Genomic DNA, 17563 nt, shown 5'->3' on the forward strand with positions numbered 1-17563 from the left:
TTAAGACCTCCAGCGCCGATGGTACTTGGACCGAAGGGTCCTGGGAGAGTAGGACGCCGCCAAGCAACGAAGAACCACTGTTGATTACTCAGCAGTGGTTTTTTTGTGCCTACATTATAAAGATGTAAGAAAGTTTGTGGATAAACTATAATGTGAAAAGAACTTATTCACATGTGTATAAGAAATTGCTTTGAAAAAGTATTCCCCAATTATTGTGGATACAACACAGATTTATGTGGATACATAAAGGAACACGGGTAGAATTACTAAGTTTAGGGGGACAAGCAGTGGATAACAACAAATTTCTCGTCTGGACAGAGCAGCAGTCGGTTTATGCCAGTGACACCGATTATCGATCCAAAGCAAAGCTGTCCTATATTTTGGACATCTTACAACGTGCTGCTGATTCGGCGGTTAATGCACTAGGATTAAGTTTAGAGAAGATGATGGAAGCTAGAATGGGCTGGATGATGATTACTCTGGATCTTGAAATTCAGCGCACGCCAAAACAAAATGATCTGTTGGCGGTCCGAACGTGGAGCAAAGGGACGAAAGGACCGTTATGGCAGAGGGACTATCGTGTTTTTGATGGTGAGAACGCAGAAATTGTTTCAGCACGGTCAATCTGGGCACTGGTAGATATGGATAAACGTAAAATTCTCCGCCCAACAGCTCTCCCAATCCAAGTGGAGGCTTACCAGGGGGATTCTGTTGGAGAAATTCCTAGTAAAGTATCTATACCAGTAGAGTCTGCCATGGAAAAGATATACCAGTATCAGGTGAGATACAGTGGACTCGATAATAATGGTCACCTTAACAATGCCAAGTATGGTGATCTTTGCTGTGATGCGCTAACACTTAGCGAGTGGGAGGGGAAGGAGCTTAAAAGGTTCCGGATTACCTATCTCCAAGAGGTTAAGGTTGGGGAGACCCTCACTATTTACCGTTCTGAGATAACTAGTGAAGAAATATATGTGCGCGGACAGAACGGTGATACGATATATTTTGAAGCTTGTTTGATTGTCTAGTCTCATAATCCGATTACGTGTGTTAGTGGAGTATAAGCGGCATTTCCTCATGATCAAAATGAGAGATGCCGTTTTTGTGCTTGTATATATGAATACTAAGTATTGCCTTTCAACCAGGCGATTCTTGCATAGTTGTAATTAATGCTATAATAAATTCGGAAATGGAAAGGAGATTATTATGAAGGTACTGGTGTTGGCCGAGAAACCATCCGTTGCTCGCGAAATAGCGCGGGTGATGGGTTGTAAGGATAAGCAAAAAAGTTATATAGAGGGTCCTCAATATGTAGTTACCTGGGCACTTGGCCATTTAGTCGGCCTAGCTGAGCCGGAGGACTATGATCATAAATTTGCGACATGGGCGCTTGAGGATCTGCCGATTCTTCCGGAGCGGACGAAGCTGAAGGTGCTGAGGGAGACAAACCAGCAGTACAAAGCAGTGCAGCATCTTATGAAAAGACAGGATATCAGTGAACTGATCGTGGCAACGGATGCTGCGAGGGAAGGTGAACTGCTGGCACGCTGGATTATGAATATGGCGGGTTGGAACAAGCCGTTCCGGCGGCTGTGGATTTCATCGCAGACGGATAAAGCCATCCGGGAAGGTTTTGCTGCACTAAGACCCGGTAAGGATTTCGACCGGCTCTATGAATCGGCGCGCTGCCGGGCGGAAGCGGACTGGATGATCGGACTGAATGTTACACGGGCCTTAACCTGCAAATTTAGTACTCCACTGTCGGCTGGTCGTGTTCAGACTCCAACTTTGGGGATGATCATGGACCGTGAAAGTGAGATTACTTCTTTTCGTTCTCAGGAGTTTGAGACTTTGACTGGTGATTTCGGGAACTTTCAGGCCGGTTGGCGAATGGATACCGGAGACGGCCGGATTTTTGATAAGGAAAAAACGGCTAGCCTAAAGGAAAAGCTCACGGGCCGTAGTGGAAAAATAACGAAGGTACATAAGAGTGAGAAAAGCGAGCCCCATCCGTTGGCGTATGATCTGACTGAACTTCAGCGGGACGCAAACCGGAAGTTCGGTTTCTCGGCAAAACAGACTTCAAGTGTGCTTCAGCGCCTGTATGAACAGCACAAGCTGGTTACTTATCCCCGAACGGATAGCCGTTATCTGACTTCGGATATGACGGGCACTTTGAAAGAACGTTTGGAGAGTATTGCAGTAGGTCAGTATGCGAGCCTGGCGCGACCGCTTCTGCGCAAGCCATTGCCTATAACTAAACGAATCGTGGATGACAGTAAGGTAAGCGACCACCATGCAATTATCCCTACAGAGCAGACGGTGCTGCTGAACGGACTAAGTGCAGAGGAGCGCAAACTGTATGATTTGATCGTGCGGAGGTTTATCAGTCTTTTTTATCCCCCTGCCCGTTATGATGCAGTCGCTGTAGTAGTCAGTGTTGAAGGTGAAAGCTTCCACGTTAAAGGCACTACTGTAAAAGATGCCGGGTGGCGCGAGGTGTACGGCGGTGAAATGGTTAACGAAGATGAGGAGGATGGTGAAGCGGAAGATTCACCAGGTACTACCATCAGGCTACCAGAACTCCATGAAGGATCCACTGTAACCCTAGGACGCTGTATTGTGCGTACAGGAAGAACACAACCGCCTAAACGTTACAACGAAGCCTCCCTGCTGACCCAGATGGAGAAGTATGGCCTAGGCACACCGGCAACACGCGCTGATATTATTGAGAAGCTGGTCAGCTCCGATACGATTGAGCGGCAAGGCAATTTACTTCACCCGACCGGTAAAGGTAAGCAATTAATCGGTCTTGTGTCCCCTCAGCTGAGAACACCGGATTTAACTGCACGCTGGGAGTCGGAGCTGGAGAAGATTGCCAAGGGACAGGGCCGTCCGGAACCTTTTTTGCAAGGAATCCGCAGTATGGCCCATGAGCTGGTATCCGGGGTCAAGTCCAGTGAAGCGGAGTATAAGCCGCATAATGTCTCGAACAGCCACTGCCCGGAATGCGGTACAAGACTGCTGGAGAAGAAGAGCAAACGCGGAAAGTTTCTCATATGTCCGGCTGATGATTGCGGATATACCCGTGCCGGTGAGAAGAAGTTATCCAACCGTCGCTGTCCGCAGTGTCATAAGAAGATGGAACTGAAGGAAGGTAAAGCCGGAATGTTCGTCCGCTGCTTGGCGTGCGGTATCACTGAAACGTTGGACAAGGACCACAAACATGTCAACAAGCGGGAACAGCAGAAGCTGGTGCAGCAGTACAGCAAACCGGAGAGCATAGGTTCGAATCTTGGGGAACTGCTGAAGGCCGCGCTTGAGGGGAAGAAGGATAAATAGGGAAGTCTAAGATTGAAAAGAGATAGAAGAGATAGAAATAAGGGATAAAATAATTGTAAATAAAAGGTGAAAAAAGAAGACGACAGAACGAAAAATATAAGTTAAAGAAATCTTAGGTGGAAAAATAAGTCACTGAGGATGGTACTAACTGAATAAGCGGTGTACAAGAGATACAGGTGCGCTCTCAATGAGAAAGAGTAGTACAAGAAGTAAAAGAAGTAGACAAGTAAAGTAGTAAGAGTAAATGAGTAAATCAGGAACGGAAATAAATAAAAAGCGGGTGGGGTTCATGGCAGCGAAGCAGCGGCAGACAGAAGAAGGAATAATAGAAACCCGTGAGCGTAAGGGCGGAAGCCGGTTTTATTTTTTGATGATTGTGTTTATGTTCTGGTTCTCTTCATATATATATGTTCCTGTGCTGTCACCCTATGTGGAGCATCTGGGAGCATCCTATGTGATGGTGGGGATGGTATTGGGTGTCTATGGACTGATGCAGATCTTATTCCGCCTGCCGATCGGGATTGGTTCGGATTATATCAACCGGCGGCGGCCGTTTATTTTTCTCGGACTGATCGCCAGTGGAGTCAGCTGCTTCATATTTATGTTGGGGGCGGAGCCGGGCTGGGCACTGGCGGCTCGTGCTGTATCGGGTATCGCAGCTTCGGCGTGGGTGGTATATTCGGTCATGTTCGCCGGATATTTTCCGAAAGAGGAAGCTGGAAAAGCGATGGGTATGCTGCAGTTCACGACAGTGATCGCCCAGTTGACGAGTATGATGATCAGTGGATATATTGTTGAGCACTGGGGCTGGAACGCCCCTTTTCTAATCGGGGGAATTGTTGCTGCTGCCGCATTATTCCTTGTCTTTCGTCTGCCGGAGCAGCGTCCGGAGAAACAGGGCAACGCTGTTCAAATCAAAGATTTAGCTGTTGTAATAAAAGAACCTCTGCTGGTAAGAGTTTCTCTGCTATCCGTATTGGCGCACTGCGTCCTGTTCATTACAATGTTTGGTTATACGCCAAATCAGGCGCTTGATATTGGTGCAAGCAAAGAGAGCCTGGGCTGGCTGACGCTGGCTTTTATGGTACCGCATGCGGTTGCTACGCTGTATGGATCACGTTCGTTCGGCAGGCTGCTGGGAGATAGAGGGACGCTCATACTGGGTTTTGCGGGGAGTGCTTTGTTCACGCTGCTCATTCCGGCGATGCCGACACTCGGAGCACTTTGTGCGACGCAGGTGGGGAACGGGTTTATGCAAGGACTTATTTTTCCGCTGCTGCTGGGTAAATCGGTTTCAGGTATCGCTCCGTTTAAGCGGGCTACGGCAATGGGATTTTATCAGGCGGTATATGCGGTGGGGATGTCGGCAGGACCTTTTGTGGCAGGCTGGATGAGTTCACTCTATGGGCTGACGGGCGGCTTCTGGCTGGGAGGATTCGCGGCTGTGCTGGCTGCTGTTCTATCATGGGTGTGGATGAAGGATAAAACTTCTATAGGCCAGGAGAAGCGAGTATCCGGCTGACCGGGTTTGTAAGGTTTATTGGTTTTTTGCCGCAAAGGGAATATAATATAAGTAGACAGGTTGCGAGGGGGAGGGGCCGGAAATCATGATCCAGGCGTTAATGATATGGTTTGTGGTTATTAATCTGATCGGGTACGTGGTGATGTCGGAGGATAAAGCCAAAGCCCGGAAAAGGCGGCAGCGTGTGCCGGAGAAGACACTTTTTCTGCTCGCCGCTATGGGCGGGGCACTGGGTGTGCTGACCGCGATGTACCGCAAACGCCACAAGACCAAACATTTATCCTTCCGGATCGGCATTCCGCTGTTGCTGCTCTTGAACATCCTGCTGTACAGCTATTTTTTAAGATAATATCTTTATGAATTATGGCTAGACAAACAGAAAGAGGTGGCGTATATGTTATTCTCAAAAATTTTACTTGCCTATGACGGTTCGAAAGCGTCCAATAAAGCATTGGAACGTGCGATTGAGCTGGCGAAGGTGACGCCGGGTTCTGCCATTCATGTCGTGCATGCCTTTGAGTTCCCGCGGTTTTTTATCGGGGAAGCGCTCGCGCCTCTGCCGGCTTCAGTCAATAAAGAATATTATGATCTTGCGGTGCAGACGACGGAAGAAGTGAAGAGCCGCCTGGAAGCCGAAGGGCTGAATACGGTGGTTGAGCTTCTGCAGGGATCGCCGGCCGAAGTGATATTGAAATATGCCAAAGAACAGAATGTGGATGTTATTATCATTGGCAGCCGTGGACTTGGCGGGATTCGTGAATTTGTTCTGGGCAGCGTTAGTCATAACGTCGTGCAGAGTGCGCGTATTCCGGTACTAGTGGTTAAATAAAATAGAGCATGGGAAAGAGGGGCACTGCCGGTGCTCCCTTTTTTTATCAGAAAGTGTAGAATCATCCTGCGCTAGCGAGAGTATTTCGGAGAAAAAATTAATTAGAACGATAATTTGTTTTGAAGGAGTCTTGAAATCATCCCAAAAACGAACGATTTAGTGAAGGATTTCGACAATGTTCGTGTTTAAGTTGACACAGGGTGTAGGGCATTGTTAAACTGAAGTTATGAATAGCTCGTATAAAACCGGGGATATGGCCCGGAAGTTTCTACCCGGCAACCGTAAATTTCCGGACTACGAGGAAATAGGATGATAAACAGGCGGGCAATGGCGCCCCGGACAACGGGATGTCTTGCCCTGTGTTTTTCGCTTGCTTCTCTCCTGATTCCTGCAGTAGTCCGATCCTCCGCAGCACCATGCGTAAGGACATCGGGCTTTTTTTTTCGAGTTTTGCGTATTTCATGAGGAAGCCGGGAAAGAGTGGGCATTATGAAGATATAAATTCGTGGACGGAAGGTAGGTCGAATATGTCTGTACAGGTAGCTGTCATTATGGGCAGCAAATCGGACTGGGATACGATGGAGCAAGCTTGCATAGTTCTGGAGGAGCTGGGGGTGGCCTACGAAAAGAAGGTGATTTCAGCACACCGGACACCGGATTTAATGTTCCGTTATGCAGAGGAGGCTGCGGGCCGCGGGATACGTGTCATTATCGCCGGGGCTGGGGGAGCGGCTCACCTGCCGGGTATGGTTGCTGCAAAGACAGTACTACCCGTGATCGGAGTGCCGGTGCAATCCAAAGCACTGAATGGACTGGACTCACTGCTGTCCATTGTACAGATGCCGGGTGGAATTCCGGTGGCGACCGTCGCGATCGGACGTGCAGGTGCAGTGAATGCCGGGCTGCTCGCAGCGCAAATCATCGGAGCCTTTGACCCACAGGTGCAGCAGCGTGTGCAGCAGCGGCGGGATGCGGTTCGGGATGAGGTATTGGAAGGCAGCGACAGCTTATGAAACAGAGAGAGCAGCAGGATAGAGTAGAGAGAGAACCGAACCAGGAGAAGCTGTGGAGTGGACACAGCGGTGAAACCAATACGCCCCGGACGCTTCGCCCCGGGGCAACGATCGGCGTGCTGGGCGGCGGCCAGCTCGGCCGGATGATGGCGCTGGCCGGAAGCGCCATGGGGTACCGCTTCGTGGCGCTGGACCCAGCGCCGGATGCGCCCTGCGGGCAGGTGTCGCCGCAGATTACTGCGGCGTACAATGACCGGGACGCGGCGCGGGAGCTGGCCCGCCGCGCGGACGTGATCACGTACGAGTTCGAGAATGTTGACGCAGGCGTAGCCGCGCTGCTGACAGAAGAATCGTACGTGCCCCAGGGCAGCGCGCTGCTGTATACGACGCAGCACCGCTTGCGGGAGAAAGCGGCAATCGAAGCTGCCGGCGTGCCGGTCGCTCCGTACCGCAAGGTCGGCAGCCTGCCTGAATTGAAGCAGGCGGCTGCTGAGCTGGGCCTACCCTGTGTGCTGAAGACCGCCACAGGGGGATATGACGGCAAGGGACAAGCCGTCATCCGGCATGCGGAAGAGCTGGAAGCAGCCTTCCGTCAGGTGGCACCAGGAGGCGGGGACACCCAAGCCTCTGATGATTCACCGGGATCAGCGGCCTTGGATACCGAAGCCGCTCGGCCTGAGCTGGTACTTGAGAAATTCATCACCTTTCAATGTGAAATTTCGGTGGTGGCTGCGCGCAGCGCATCCGGTGAAGTGAAGAGCTTCCCGCCTGCGGAGAACATTCATGTGAACAATATCCTGCATCTGTCCATTGTGCCTGCGAGGGTAACGGAAGACATTCAGCGGCGGGCCTGCCAATTGGCGGAGACCTTAATTGAAGGTCTGGATGCAGTCGGCCTGCTGGCGGTAGAGATGTTCGTCACGGAAAATGGTGAACTGTTCGTCAACGAGCTCGCGCCCCGGCCGCATAACTCCGGGCATTATACGATGGATGCCTGCGTAACCTCCCAGTTCGAGCAGCATGTGCGGGCGATCTGCAATCTGCCGCTTGGGGAGACCACGCTGTTGACACCGGTAGTCATGGTGAATGTCCTCGGACAACACCTGGAGGGGGCAGTTAACGCTATTACCTGTCCCGACGAAGCAGCAAACCGGCTGGGCATCGCGCCTAAGCTTCATATATATGGCAAGACTGAAAGTAAAACCGGCCGCAAAATGGGCCACATCAACCTGCTCTGCAAGGATACCGGAGACGGACTGTCCTGGGTGGAGCAAACTAACCTTTGGAGGAACTGACAAACCATGATTGAACGTTACAGCAGACCTGAGATGCGGGCCATTTGGACCGAAGAAAATAAATTTAATGCTTGGCTGGAAGTTGAAATCTGTGCTTGTGAGGCATGGGCGGAGCTGGGTGTAATTCCCCACGAAGATGCAGCCAAGTTGCGCAAGGACGCCAAATTTGATATTGACCGCATTTATGAGATAGAACAGGAAACACGCCATGATGTAATCGCCTTTACCCGCGCCGTATCCGAAAGCCTGGGAGCGGAGCGCAAATGGGTGCATTACGGACTAACCTCCACGGATGTAGTGGATACGGCACTCGGATACCTGCTGCGTCAGGCGAATGAGATTCTGGAGCGCGACATTATTAATTTCATTGAGATTCTTAAAGACAAGGCTGTTGCCTATAAAGATACACCGATGATGGGGCGCACCCATGGCGTACACGCCGAGCCGACAACCTTTGGTCTCAAAATGGCGCTATGGTACGAGGAAATGAAGCGCAACCTGGAGCGTTTCCGCCATGCCGCAAACGGCGTGCAGTTCGGTAAAATCTCCGGGGCGGTTGGCACCTATGCCAACATCGACCCGTCTGTAGAAGAATTCGTCTGCCGCAAGCTGGGTACAAGCCCAGCCCCAATCTCCACACAGACGTTGCAACGTGACCGTCACGCTGAATATATGGCTACACTGGCGCTGGTTGCCACTTCCCTCGACAAATTCGCCACCGAAATCCGCGCTTTGCAAAAGAGTGAGATCCGCGAGGTGGAAGAAGCTTTTGCCAAGGGTCAAAAGGGGTCATCGGCGATGCCGCATAAACGCAACCCGATCGGCTGCGAGAACATTTCCGGCCTGTCCCGCGTCATTCGCGGCCACATGATGACTGCCTACGAGAACGTACCGCTATGGCATGAGCGCGATATCTCGCACTCCTCGGTAGAACGGATCATCCTGCCGGATGCGACCATGCTGCTGAACTACATGCTGAATCGCTTCGGCAACATCGTGAAGAACCTGACCGTATTCCCGGAAAATATGAAACGCAACATGAACGCCACCTATGGTGTTCCGTTCTCCGGACGTATCCTGACCAAGCTGATCGACAAAGGCATGAGCCGTGAGCAGGCGTACGATACCGTGCAGCCTCGGGCAATGAAGGCTTGGGAGACTCAAGTTCAATTCCGTGAAATCGTCGAAGGCACACCTGAAATCACCAGCGTACTCAGCCCGGAAGAGATCGAGGATGCCTTCAACCCTTCCTGGCACCTGAAGCATGTGGACACCATCTTCCGCAAGCTGGAGCTTATCTAATCAATACTAAAAAGGTAGGTTAGTGGTGAACTGAGGAGCTCGATATATTACGAGCGGGAAGCAAGGGGTTAGGTTTTTCCGAGAAGCGAGAGCCTCGGAAGTGTTGAAATTCAGTAGCGGGTTTAATGTGGAACGAAGAGAAATTTTTGGAGCTGTAGAAACGAAGTGGTCGCCTTTATGGTTGGATTTCTACCGCGGAGAGCGGTTCAAATCAGGAAATCCAACCATAACAGCGATCGAAAGCCCAAACATTTATCGCAGTGCCCCATTAACCGCAGCCCGATTTTCAATTCTTCCAAGCAAAGCGGAAGAACCCCTCCGATTGCTTTTAGCTCAAGCAAATAAGAAAGATCATTAGTTCAAGGGAGGAAAGGTCATGACATCGCCGGCCATATCCACAGCCGTGGAACTCGTAAATGCGCCGCTGCTCTACAAGGGAAAGGTTCGTGAACTGTACGATTTGGGGGAACACATGCTGGTTGTCGTCACGGACAGAATTTCCGCATTCGATTACGTGCTGGACCCGGCCGTGCCGGAGAAAGGCAATGTGCTTAACCGGCTTAGCGCGTTCTGGTTCGGCAAGACGAAGGATCTGATCGAGAACCATGTCGTGCACATCGATGTGGAGCAACTTGGAGACATCGCTAAGGATGCTGAAGCACTTAAGAACCGCATTATGGTTGTACGCAAGGCGGAGCGCATCGATATCGAATGCGTGGTGCGCGGCTGCATTACCGGCGGCGGCTGGAGGCAGTATCAGGAGACAGGTAAGGTGAATGGCATTGAGCTTCCAACCGGCCTGCGCAAGAATGCGCTGTTGTCGGAGCCGATCTTCACCCCGGCAGCCAAAAACGATGTGGGTCACGATGAGGACATCCCTTTTGAACAAATGCAGGAGCTGATCGGTGCGGAACTCGCGCTGGAGCTGAAGGAGAAGAGCCTGAAGCTGTTCGCTTTTGCCAGAGAATACTGTGCGGAGCGCGGCATCATCCTTGCGGACTGCAAGTTCGAGTTCGGAGTGCTGGACGGCAAGGTGATCCTGATTGACGAGATTTTTACACCGGATGCTTCACGCTTCTGGGCTAAAGAGAACTTCGCACTTGATATAGAAATCGACAGTATGGACAAGGAGCCTGTACGTACCTATCTGGCATCATCCACTTGGGACAAGAACAGTACACCGGACCCGCTGCCGCTTGAAGTTGTAGAGGAAACGACCCGCCGTTATCTGGATATTTATCATCGCCTTACAGGCATGTTTTTATAATTCAATTTAATTAGGAGGAACTACAAGCGTATGTTAAAAGCGACAGTGTACGTCACCATCAAGAAAAGCGTGCTCGACCCACAAGGGGTTGCCGTTCAAGGAGCACTTCATTCGGTAGGTTTCCAGGAAGTTGAATCCCTTCGCATCGGCAAGTACATGGAGCTGACGCTCGACACCGATAACCGCGCTGAAGCGGAAGGACGTCTCAAGGAAATGTGCGAGAAGCTGCTGGCCAACACGGTGATCGAGGATTACCGCTACGAATTGGAGGACTAAACGTCATGAAATTTGCAGTACTTGTCTTTCCGGGCTCCAATTGTGATATTGATTGCTACAAGGCGGTAGAGGATACGCTGGGTGAACCGGTGGATTATGTGTGGCATACGGCGACGGATCTGTCGGCATATGACTGCATCATCGTTCCGGGAGGTTTTTCTTATGGGGATTACCTGCGCTGCGGCGCGATTTCCCGGTTCGCTCCGGTGATGGCCGAGGTGGCTAAAGCCGTGGAGCAGGGTAAATTTGTGCTCGGCATCTGCAACGGGTTCCAGATTCTGACCGAAGCCGGGCTGCTGCCGGGTGCGCTGCGCCGTAACATGTCGATGAAGTTCCGCTGTCATGATACAGTGCTTAAGGTTGTTAATAATGAAACTCCGTTTACAACCGATTATGCCAAGGATGAGGAGATCGTTATCCCTATCGCTCACGGTGAAGGCAACTACTACTGTGATGAAGACACATTGGCGGCACTGCAGGCTAATAACCAGATCGTATTCACATACAGTGACAATCCCAACGGTTCCGTGGCCGATATTGCCGGCATCTGCAACATTTCCGGTAATGTAGTCGGCATGATGCCTCACCCTGAGCGTGCAGTAAGCACTCTGTTGGGTTCCGAGGACGGCAAGCGAATGTTCACATCAGTTCTGAAGACTTGGAGGGATCGTCATGACACAGCAAGTATCCGTTAAGGAACCGACCGCCGAGCAGATCGCGGAGCAGAAAATCTACAGCCAATTCGGTGTATCGGACAGCGAATATGAGCTGATTACATCCTTTATGGGCCGCAAGCCGAACTATACCGAAATCGGTGTATTCAGTGTAATGTGGTCTGAGCACTGTGCGTACAAGAATTCGAAGCCGCTGCTGAGAAAGTTCCCTGTCACCGGACCTCATGTCCTAATGGGACCCGGCGAAGGCGCGGGGATTGTAGATATTGGAGACAACCAGGCTGCGGTATTCAAAATCGAAAGCCATAACCATCCTTCAGCGGTAGAGCCGTATCAAGGGGCTGCGACAGGTGTCGGTGGGATTATCCGTGATATTTTCTCCATGGGTGCAAGACCTGTGGCTCTCTTGAACTCGCTTCGTTTCGGGAAACTGGAAAGTGACCGGGTAAAATATTTGTTCGAGCATGTCGTATCCGGTATTGCCGGCTACGGGAACTGTATCGGAATTCCGACGGTTGGCGGCGAAATCATGTTCGATGACAGCTATGATGGCAACCCGCTCGTGAACGCGATGTGCGTGGGACTAATCGATCACGATAAAATCCAGCGTGGTGTCGCAAAAGGTGTAGGCAACCCGGTATTCTATGTGGGCCCTCCAACTGGACGCGACGGTATTCACGGGGCGACTTTTGCTTCGGTGGAGCTGAGTGAGGAATCGGAAGCTAAGAAGACGGCTGTTCAAGTTGGCGATCCGTTTATGGAGAAGCTTGTTATGGAGTCCTGTTTGGAGCTGATCGACAGCGGCATTGTTATCGGGATTCAGGATATGGGGGCAGCGGGTCTGACCTGTTCTAGCTCCGAGATGGCCAGCAAAGCGGGCAATGGGCTTGAGCTGTATTTGGATCAGGTGCCACAACGTGAAGAAGGCATGACACCTTACGAAATGATGCTTTCGGAATCCCAGGAGCGGATGTTGTTCGTAGTAGAACCGAAGGATGAGGCACAGGCGCAGGAGATTTTTGACCGCTGGGGCGTTATTTGCTGCAAAGTCGGTAAAGTTACGGATGACGGCCGCCTGAAGCTGTTCCATCACGGCGAAGTCGTCGGCGACATGCCGGTGACAGCTTTGGTGGACGAGTGCCCGGTATATAACAAACCGTCTGAAGTACCTGCTTATTATACGGAAAATGCCTCTGTCGATACGCTGCGTTACGAAGAAGTGAAGGATCTGGGCGGCGCCCTGCGCAAAGTGCTCGGATCACCAACTGTAGCCAGCAAGGCTTGGGTATACAATCAATACGATTACATGGTGCGCACAAGCACTGCGGTTCGTCCGGGTTCGGACGCAGCGGTAATTACGATTCATGGAACACGCAAAGGTCTGGCGATGACCACGGACTGTAACGGCCGTTATGTCTATCTTGATCCTGAAGTCGGCGGCAAAATTGCGGTCAGCGAAGCGGCGCGCAACATTGTCTGCTCTGGCGCCCGTCCACTGGCAATCACGGATAACCTGAATTTCGGCAGCCCGGAGAAACCGGAAATTTTCTGGCAGATGGAACGTGCGGTGGAAGGCATGGCGGAAGCCTGTCATGTCCTGGAGACACCGGTTATCGGCGGTAACGTCAGCTTGTATAACGAGAATGCCTCCGGCGCGATCTACCCGACACCGGTTGTTGGTATGGTTGGTCTCGTGGAAGATACAGATCACATTACGACTCAAGGCTTCAAGCAAGCGGGGGACAAGATCCTGCTCTTGGGGGCTACGAAGGCAGAACTGGGCGGCAGTGAATTCCAATATACAGTTCACGGTGTAACTGAAGGTCGTCCTCCGGCTCTGGATTTGGATACAGAGAAAAAACTGCTGGATGCTGTGCTTGGTTCGATTCGCGATGGTCTGGTACGTTCGGCGCATGACTTGTCCGAAGGTGGACTTGCAGCGGCGCTCGCGGAGAGCTGCATTAGCGGTGGATTTGGAGCTAATGTTGAATTGTCGGCTAACGGACTTCGTCCGGACGTTGCCCTGTTCAGCGAAAGTCAGTCCCGCATTCTGCTTACCGCAGCAGCGGACAAGGCCGACCAGTTGAAGACATATATTGCTGCTGCCGGTGTACCGGTTGAAGTGATCGGTACGGTAAGCAGTGAAGGATCGCTGTGTGTTTCCCTGGACGGAGTATCCGTTCTGGAAGAGCAAGTAGCAGATTTGAAAACCATTTGGGAGGATGCCATTCCATGTCTTATGAAATAAAGACCGGGAAAGAGCAGGCGGCCCCTATCCTGTGGACCGGCGACTTTTACAATGAAGGAACGGGCTCGGGAGATATTTTTGACACGTTAAAAGAAGAATGCGGCGTATTCGGAGTCTTCGGACACCGGGAAGCTTCATCCATGTCCTATTACGGCCTCCATGCCCTGCAGCACCGCGGGGAGGAAAGCGCAGGAATCTGCGTGGCCGACGGACGCAATTTCAATTACCACCGCGGGATGGGCCTGGTCAAGGAAGTCTTTGACAAGGACAAAATCGCTTCGTTGGTCGGGGATATGTCCATCGGACATGTGCGTTACTCAACCAGCGGCGACAGCCGACTGACCAATGCCCAGCCGCTGGTCTTTAAATATCGTGACGGTGATCTGGCGATTGCCACGAACGGGAATATTGTGAACGAACCTCTCATTCGTAAGCAACTGGAACAAAGCGGTTCGATCTTTCAGACTACAAGTGACACTGAAGTGCTCGCGCATCTAATTGCACGTTCGCCGAAGGATTTCGTTGAAGCCGCCAAAGATGCGCTGCGTCAACTGGTAGGAGGCTTTGCTTTTCTGCTGATGACCAATGACAAACTGTTGGTTGCTTCTGATCCGAACGGTCTGCGTCCGCTGGTCATGGGCCGCGTAGGTGAAGCTTATGTCTTCGCTTCCGAGTCCTGTGCGCTTGAGGTCATCGGTGCTACACTCGTCCGCGACATTGAACCGGGTGAACTGCTGGTGCTGGATAAGAACGGCCTTCTCGAAGACCGGTTCACCGAGCCGCAGCGCAAGGCACTGTGCGCGATGGAATACATCTATTTCGCCCGCCCTGACAGTGACCTGAACGGTTCCAACCTGCACTCCGCACGCAAGCGGATGGGCAGCCGGATGGCTCTGGAAGCTTTCGTCGATGCCGACATCGTAACCGGCGTCCCGGATTCCAGTATTTCCGCGGCAATCGGCTATGCCGAGCAGACGGGAATTCCTTACGAGCTCGGACTCATTAAGAACAAGTACACCGGCCGGACCTTTATCCAGCCGAGCCAGGAGCTGCGCGAGCAGGGTGTGAAGATGAAGCTGAGCGCCGTGCGCCGCGTCGTCGAGGGCCAGCGCGTAGTCATGATCGATGACTCCATCGTTCGGGGTACAACCTCACGCCGGATCGTCAACCTTCTGCGCGAAGCCGGAGCTGTCGAGGTGCATGTCCGCATCACCTCGCCGCCGTTCAAGAATCCTTGCTTTTATGGCATCGACACTCCGGACCGCCGCGAGCTGATCGCTTCCTACAAGTCGATTCAAGAGATGTGCGAGGAGATTAACGCCGATTCCCTGGCATTCCTCTCCCCCGAAGGCTTGATTCAATCCATCGGCGGATATAACGCCGATGATTATAAAGGCGGCCTGTGCCTGTCCTGCTTCGATAACGACTATCCGACAGAAGTGGATTTCGGCGGCGCGGAAAAGGACGGCTGCGGCTGTTGATTTGATAGCTGGTGAAGCCACCAGCGTTCACGCTTGAAGAGCTAAGCCCTTGTCATTGCTTTTTTGGATTAGTTAGTAAGACGCAGGCGAGAAGGCGGCGTCACAACGCTCATAGAGCTAAGCACTAGTCCTTGTCATCGCTCTTGATATTAGTTAGTAAGACGCGGGCCGGAAGCCAGCGTTAGAACGCTCATAGAGCTAAGCACTAGTCCTTGTCATCGCTCTTGAGATTTAGTTAGTAAGACACGCAGGCGTGAAGCCGGCGTCAGTACGCTCAGAGAGCTAAGCTCTAGTACGTTCTTGTTGTTCTTGCTTGCAGTCTTTCGCTTGTCCCTACGGAGGCGCTTGGCCTGGCCAAAGCGCCGAAGCCCTGCTGCCCCGCAAGGCGCGAACTGCGCTTGCGGCAGCTATCCGGTGGTTAGAAAGAGAGAGGGGCATGGAGAGGGATTTTGGAACTGGAGAAGCGTCAGCGTTCGCCTTTATGGTTGGATTTCTACCGCGAACAGCGGTTTAAATCCGGAAATCCAACCATAACAGCGATCGGAAGTCCAAATATTCATCGTAATGCCCCTCTCTCCCTTAACCACCCAAAAACCTGTTGCCCCGCAAAAGCGCCATCAAACTAATTTAAATGAGGTGTTCCAGTGTCAGAAGCTTACAAAAAGGCCGGTGTTGATATCGCGGCTGGCAATGAAGCGGTAGAACGAATGAAGAAACATGTGAAGCGTACGTATCGTCCGGAGGTTATGACGGAGCTGGGTGGATTTGGGGCGCTGTTCGGCCTCAATAAAGATAAATACGAAGAGCCGGTGCTGGTATCTGGAACCGATGGCGTGGGCACGAAGCTCAAAATCGCTTTTGCTGCAGACCGCCACGACACGATTGGTATTGACGCGGTGGCTATGTGTGTTAATGACATTGTAGTTCAAGGCGCGGAGCCGCTATTCTTCCTGGATTATCTGGCTTGTGACAAAGTAGTGCCGGAGAAAATCGAAGCTATTGTTGCCGGAATCGCCGAGGGCTGCCATCAGGCAGGCTGCGCGCTGATCGGCGGCGAGACCGCTGAGATGCCGGGCATGTATGCGGCAGGCGAATATGATATTGCCGGGTTTACCGTAGGTGTTGCCGACAAAGCCAAGCTGGTTACTGGTGCAGATATTGCTCCGGGAGACGTCGTCATTGGTCTCGCATCCAGCGGGGTGCATAGCAATGGGTTCTCGCTGGTGCGTAAGCTTTTGCTGGAAGAAGACGGTTATGAACTAAACGATGTACTACCTGAGCTTGGCGCGCCGCTGGTTGATGTGCTGCTAGCTCCGACAAAGATTTATGTGAAGCCACTGCTGGCGCTGCTGGAACAGCTCCCGGTGAAGGGAATGGCCCATATTACCGGTGGCGGCTTTATTGAGAATATTCCCCGGGTACTTCCGGATGGTGTAAATGTAGATATTAACTACGGATCTTGGCCGATTCTGCCGATTTTCGGACTGATGCAAGCTAAGGGCGGCGTAAGCAACCGGGATATGTTTACTACGTTCAACATGGGCATCGGTTTGGTGCTTGTCGTGAATGCGGCTGACGGTGAGCAGGCACTCCAGTTCTTGAATGCCAACGGAGAAGAAGCTTACATTATCGGCACAGTGACGGAAGGGGAACGGATCGTTACCTTTACGGGAGCTGAAGTGTGATGTCATACAAGAAGATTGCTGTATTTGCCTCCGGGCAGGGCAGCAACTTTGCGGCGCTGGCGAAGGCTGAGAAAGAAGGAAATCTCGGCGGCGGAAGTATTGAACTGCTAGTTTCCGACAAGCTGGAAGCACCGGTGGCACAGCGTGCTGATGAAGCGGGCATTCCCGCTCTTCTGCTGCGGCCTAAAGACTTCGCAAGCCGTGAACTGTATGAAGCGGCCATCGTGGAAGAGCTTCAGCGCCGGGAAATCGGTCTGATTGTGCTGGCGGGGTACATGAGGCTCATTACACCGGTGCTTCTGACGCCGTATACGGGACGGATCATCAATATCCATCCCTCGCTGCTGCCCGCTTTTGCCGGTAAAGATGCGATTGGACAAGCGCTGGAATATGGCGTGAAGCTGACAGGCGTCAGTGTGCATTTTGTGGATGGAGGTATGGATACCGGACCGCTTATTGCCCAGCGCAGCGTTATTGTCGAAGACAACGACACGGCGGGTACACTAGCGGAGCGGATTCATCAAGTAGAATACGAACTGTATCCAGAGGTAGTTGCTGCATTTGCCTCAGGCAGGGTGGAATTGATAGGGAGAAAGACGGTTATCCGTAGCCTGTAACTATTCTGTTAG

16 protein-coding genes and 1 riboswitch are annotated in these 17563 nt (G+C 52.0%); all 16 genes read left to right on the forward strand.

Going from position 1 to position 17563, the window contains the following annotated elements; translation table 11 throughout:
• Nucleotides 1–287 precede the first annotated feature (287 nt).
• Nucleotides 288–1028, forward strand: a complete 741-nt coding sequence (locus ACAN55_RS19305; RefSeq protein ID WP_379136589.1) for an acyl-[acyl-carrier-protein] thioesterase — start codon at nt 288–290, stop codon at nt 1026–1028.
• 178 nt (nt 1029–1206) lie between these two features.
• On the forward strand, nt 1207–3342 hold the full coding sequence (locus tag ACAN55_RS19310) for a DNA topoisomerase III (protein ID WP_379136592.1): 2136 nt from the start codon (nt 1207–1209) through the stop codon (nt 3340–3342).
• Between the two features lie 289 nt (nt 3343–3631).
• A complete protein-coding gene (locus ACAN55_RS19315) occupies nt 3632–4864 on the forward strand; it encodes an MFS transporter (protein WP_379136595.1) in 1233 nt (410 codons plus the stop codon).
• Between the two features lie 85 nt (nt 4865–4949).
• Nucleotides 4950–5213 (forward strand): DUF1294 domain-containing protein, encoded by a 264-nt coding sequence (locus tag ACAN55_RS19320; protein WP_379136598.1) that lies wholly within the window; start codon nt 4950–4952, stop codon nt 5211–5213.
• Between the two features lie 45 nt (nt 5214–5258).
• On the forward strand, nt 5259–5693 hold the full coding sequence (locus tag ACAN55_RS19325) for a universal stress protein (RefSeq protein WP_379136601.1): 435 nt from the start codon (nt 5259–5261) through the stop codon (nt 5691–5693).
• A 215-nt stretch (nt 5694–5908) separates the two neighbouring features.
• Nucleotides 5909–6010, forward strand: a riboswitch (purine riboswitch).
• Between the two features lie 210 nt (nt 6011–6220).
• On the forward strand, nt 6221–6706 hold the full coding sequence (gene purE / locus ACAN55_RS19330) for a 5-(carboxyamino)imidazole ribonucleotide mutase (RefSeq protein ID WP_379136604.1): 486 nt from the start codon (nt 6221–6223) through the stop codon (nt 6704–6706).
• Nucleotides 6707–6849: 143 nt separating this feature from the next.
• Nucleotides 6850–8001: a 5-(carboxyamino)imidazole ribonucleotide synthase gene (purK, locus tag ACAN55_RS19335; RefSeq protein WP_379136743.1), complete on the forward strand. Its 1152-nt coding sequence runs from the start codon at nt 6850–6852 to the stop codon at nt 7999–8001.
• 6 nt (nt 8002–8007) lie between these two features.
• On the forward strand, nt 8008–9303 hold the full coding sequence (gene purB / locus ACAN55_RS19340) for an adenylosuccinate lyase (RefSeq protein ID WP_379136607.1): 1296 nt from the start codon (nt 8008–8010) through the stop codon (nt 9301–9303).
• Nucleotides 9304–9679: 376 nt separating this feature from the next.
• Nucleotides 9680–10570: a phosphoribosylaminoimidazolesuccinocarboxamide synthase gene (locus ACAN55_RS19345; protein ID WP_379136610.1), complete on the forward strand. Its 891-nt coding sequence runs from the start codon at nt 9680–9682 to the stop codon at nt 10568–10570.
• A gap of 30 nt (nt 10571–10600) precedes the next feature.
• Nucleotides 10601–10846 carry a phosphoribosylformylglycinamidine synthase subunit PurS gene (gene purS / locus ACAN55_RS19350; RefSeq protein ID WP_019913657.1) on the forward strand — a complete coding sequence of 82 codons (246 nt, stop codon included), beginning with the start codon at nt 10601–10603 and terminating at the stop codon, nt 10844–10846.
• Between the two features lie 5 nt (nt 10847–10851).
• The gene (gene purQ / locus ACAN55_RS19355; RefSeq protein ID WP_379136615.1) at nt 10852–11541 is read left to right on the forward strand and encodes a phosphoribosylformylglycinamidine synthase subunit PurQ; all 690 of its coding nucleotides are present in this window, start codon (nt 10852–10854) and stop codon (nt 11539–11541) included.
• Nucleotides 11519–13768 (forward strand): phosphoribosylformylglycinamidine synthase subunit PurL, encoded by a 2250-nt coding sequence (purL, locus tag ACAN55_RS19360; RefSeq protein ID WP_379136617.1) that lies wholly within the window; start codon nt 11519–11521, stop codon nt 13766–13768. Before purQ ends, purL begins: the two co-directional genes overlap by 23 nt.
• Nucleotides 13753–15249, forward strand: coding sequence for an amidophosphoribosyltransferase (gene purF, locus ACAN55_RS19365; RefSeq protein WP_379136619.1), 1497 nt, complete (start codon nt 13753–13755; stop codon nt 15247–15249). The genes purL and purF overlap by 16 nt, the downstream gene beginning before the upstream one ends.
• A gap of 313 nt (nt 15250–15562) precedes the next feature.
• Nucleotides 15563–15763 (forward strand): hypothetical protein, encoded by a 201-nt coding sequence (locus ACAN55_RS19370; protein WP_379136623.1) that lies wholly within the window; start codon nt 15563–15565, stop codon nt 15761–15763.
• 130 nt (nt 15764–15893) lie between these two features.
• Complete coding sequence (gene purM, locus ACAN55_RS19375; protein ID WP_379136625.1) at nt 15894–16934, forward strand: phosphoribosylformylglycinamidine cyclo-ligase; 1041 nt, start codon at nt 15894–15896, stop codon at nt 16932–16934.
• Nucleotides 16934–17551, forward strand: a complete 618-nt coding sequence (gene purN / locus ACAN55_RS19380) for a phosphoribosylglycinamide formyltransferase (RefSeq protein WP_379136628.1) — start codon at nt 16934–16936, stop codon at nt 17549–17551. Before purM ends, purN begins: the two co-directional genes overlap by 1 nt.
• The last annotated feature ends 12 nt before the right edge of the window (nt 17552–17563 follow it).

The organism is Paenibacillus oryziterrae, from assembly GCF_042610485.1.
Taxonomy (GTDB): Bacteria; Bacillota; Bacilli; order Paenibacillales; family Paenibacillaceae; genus Paenibacillus_AQ.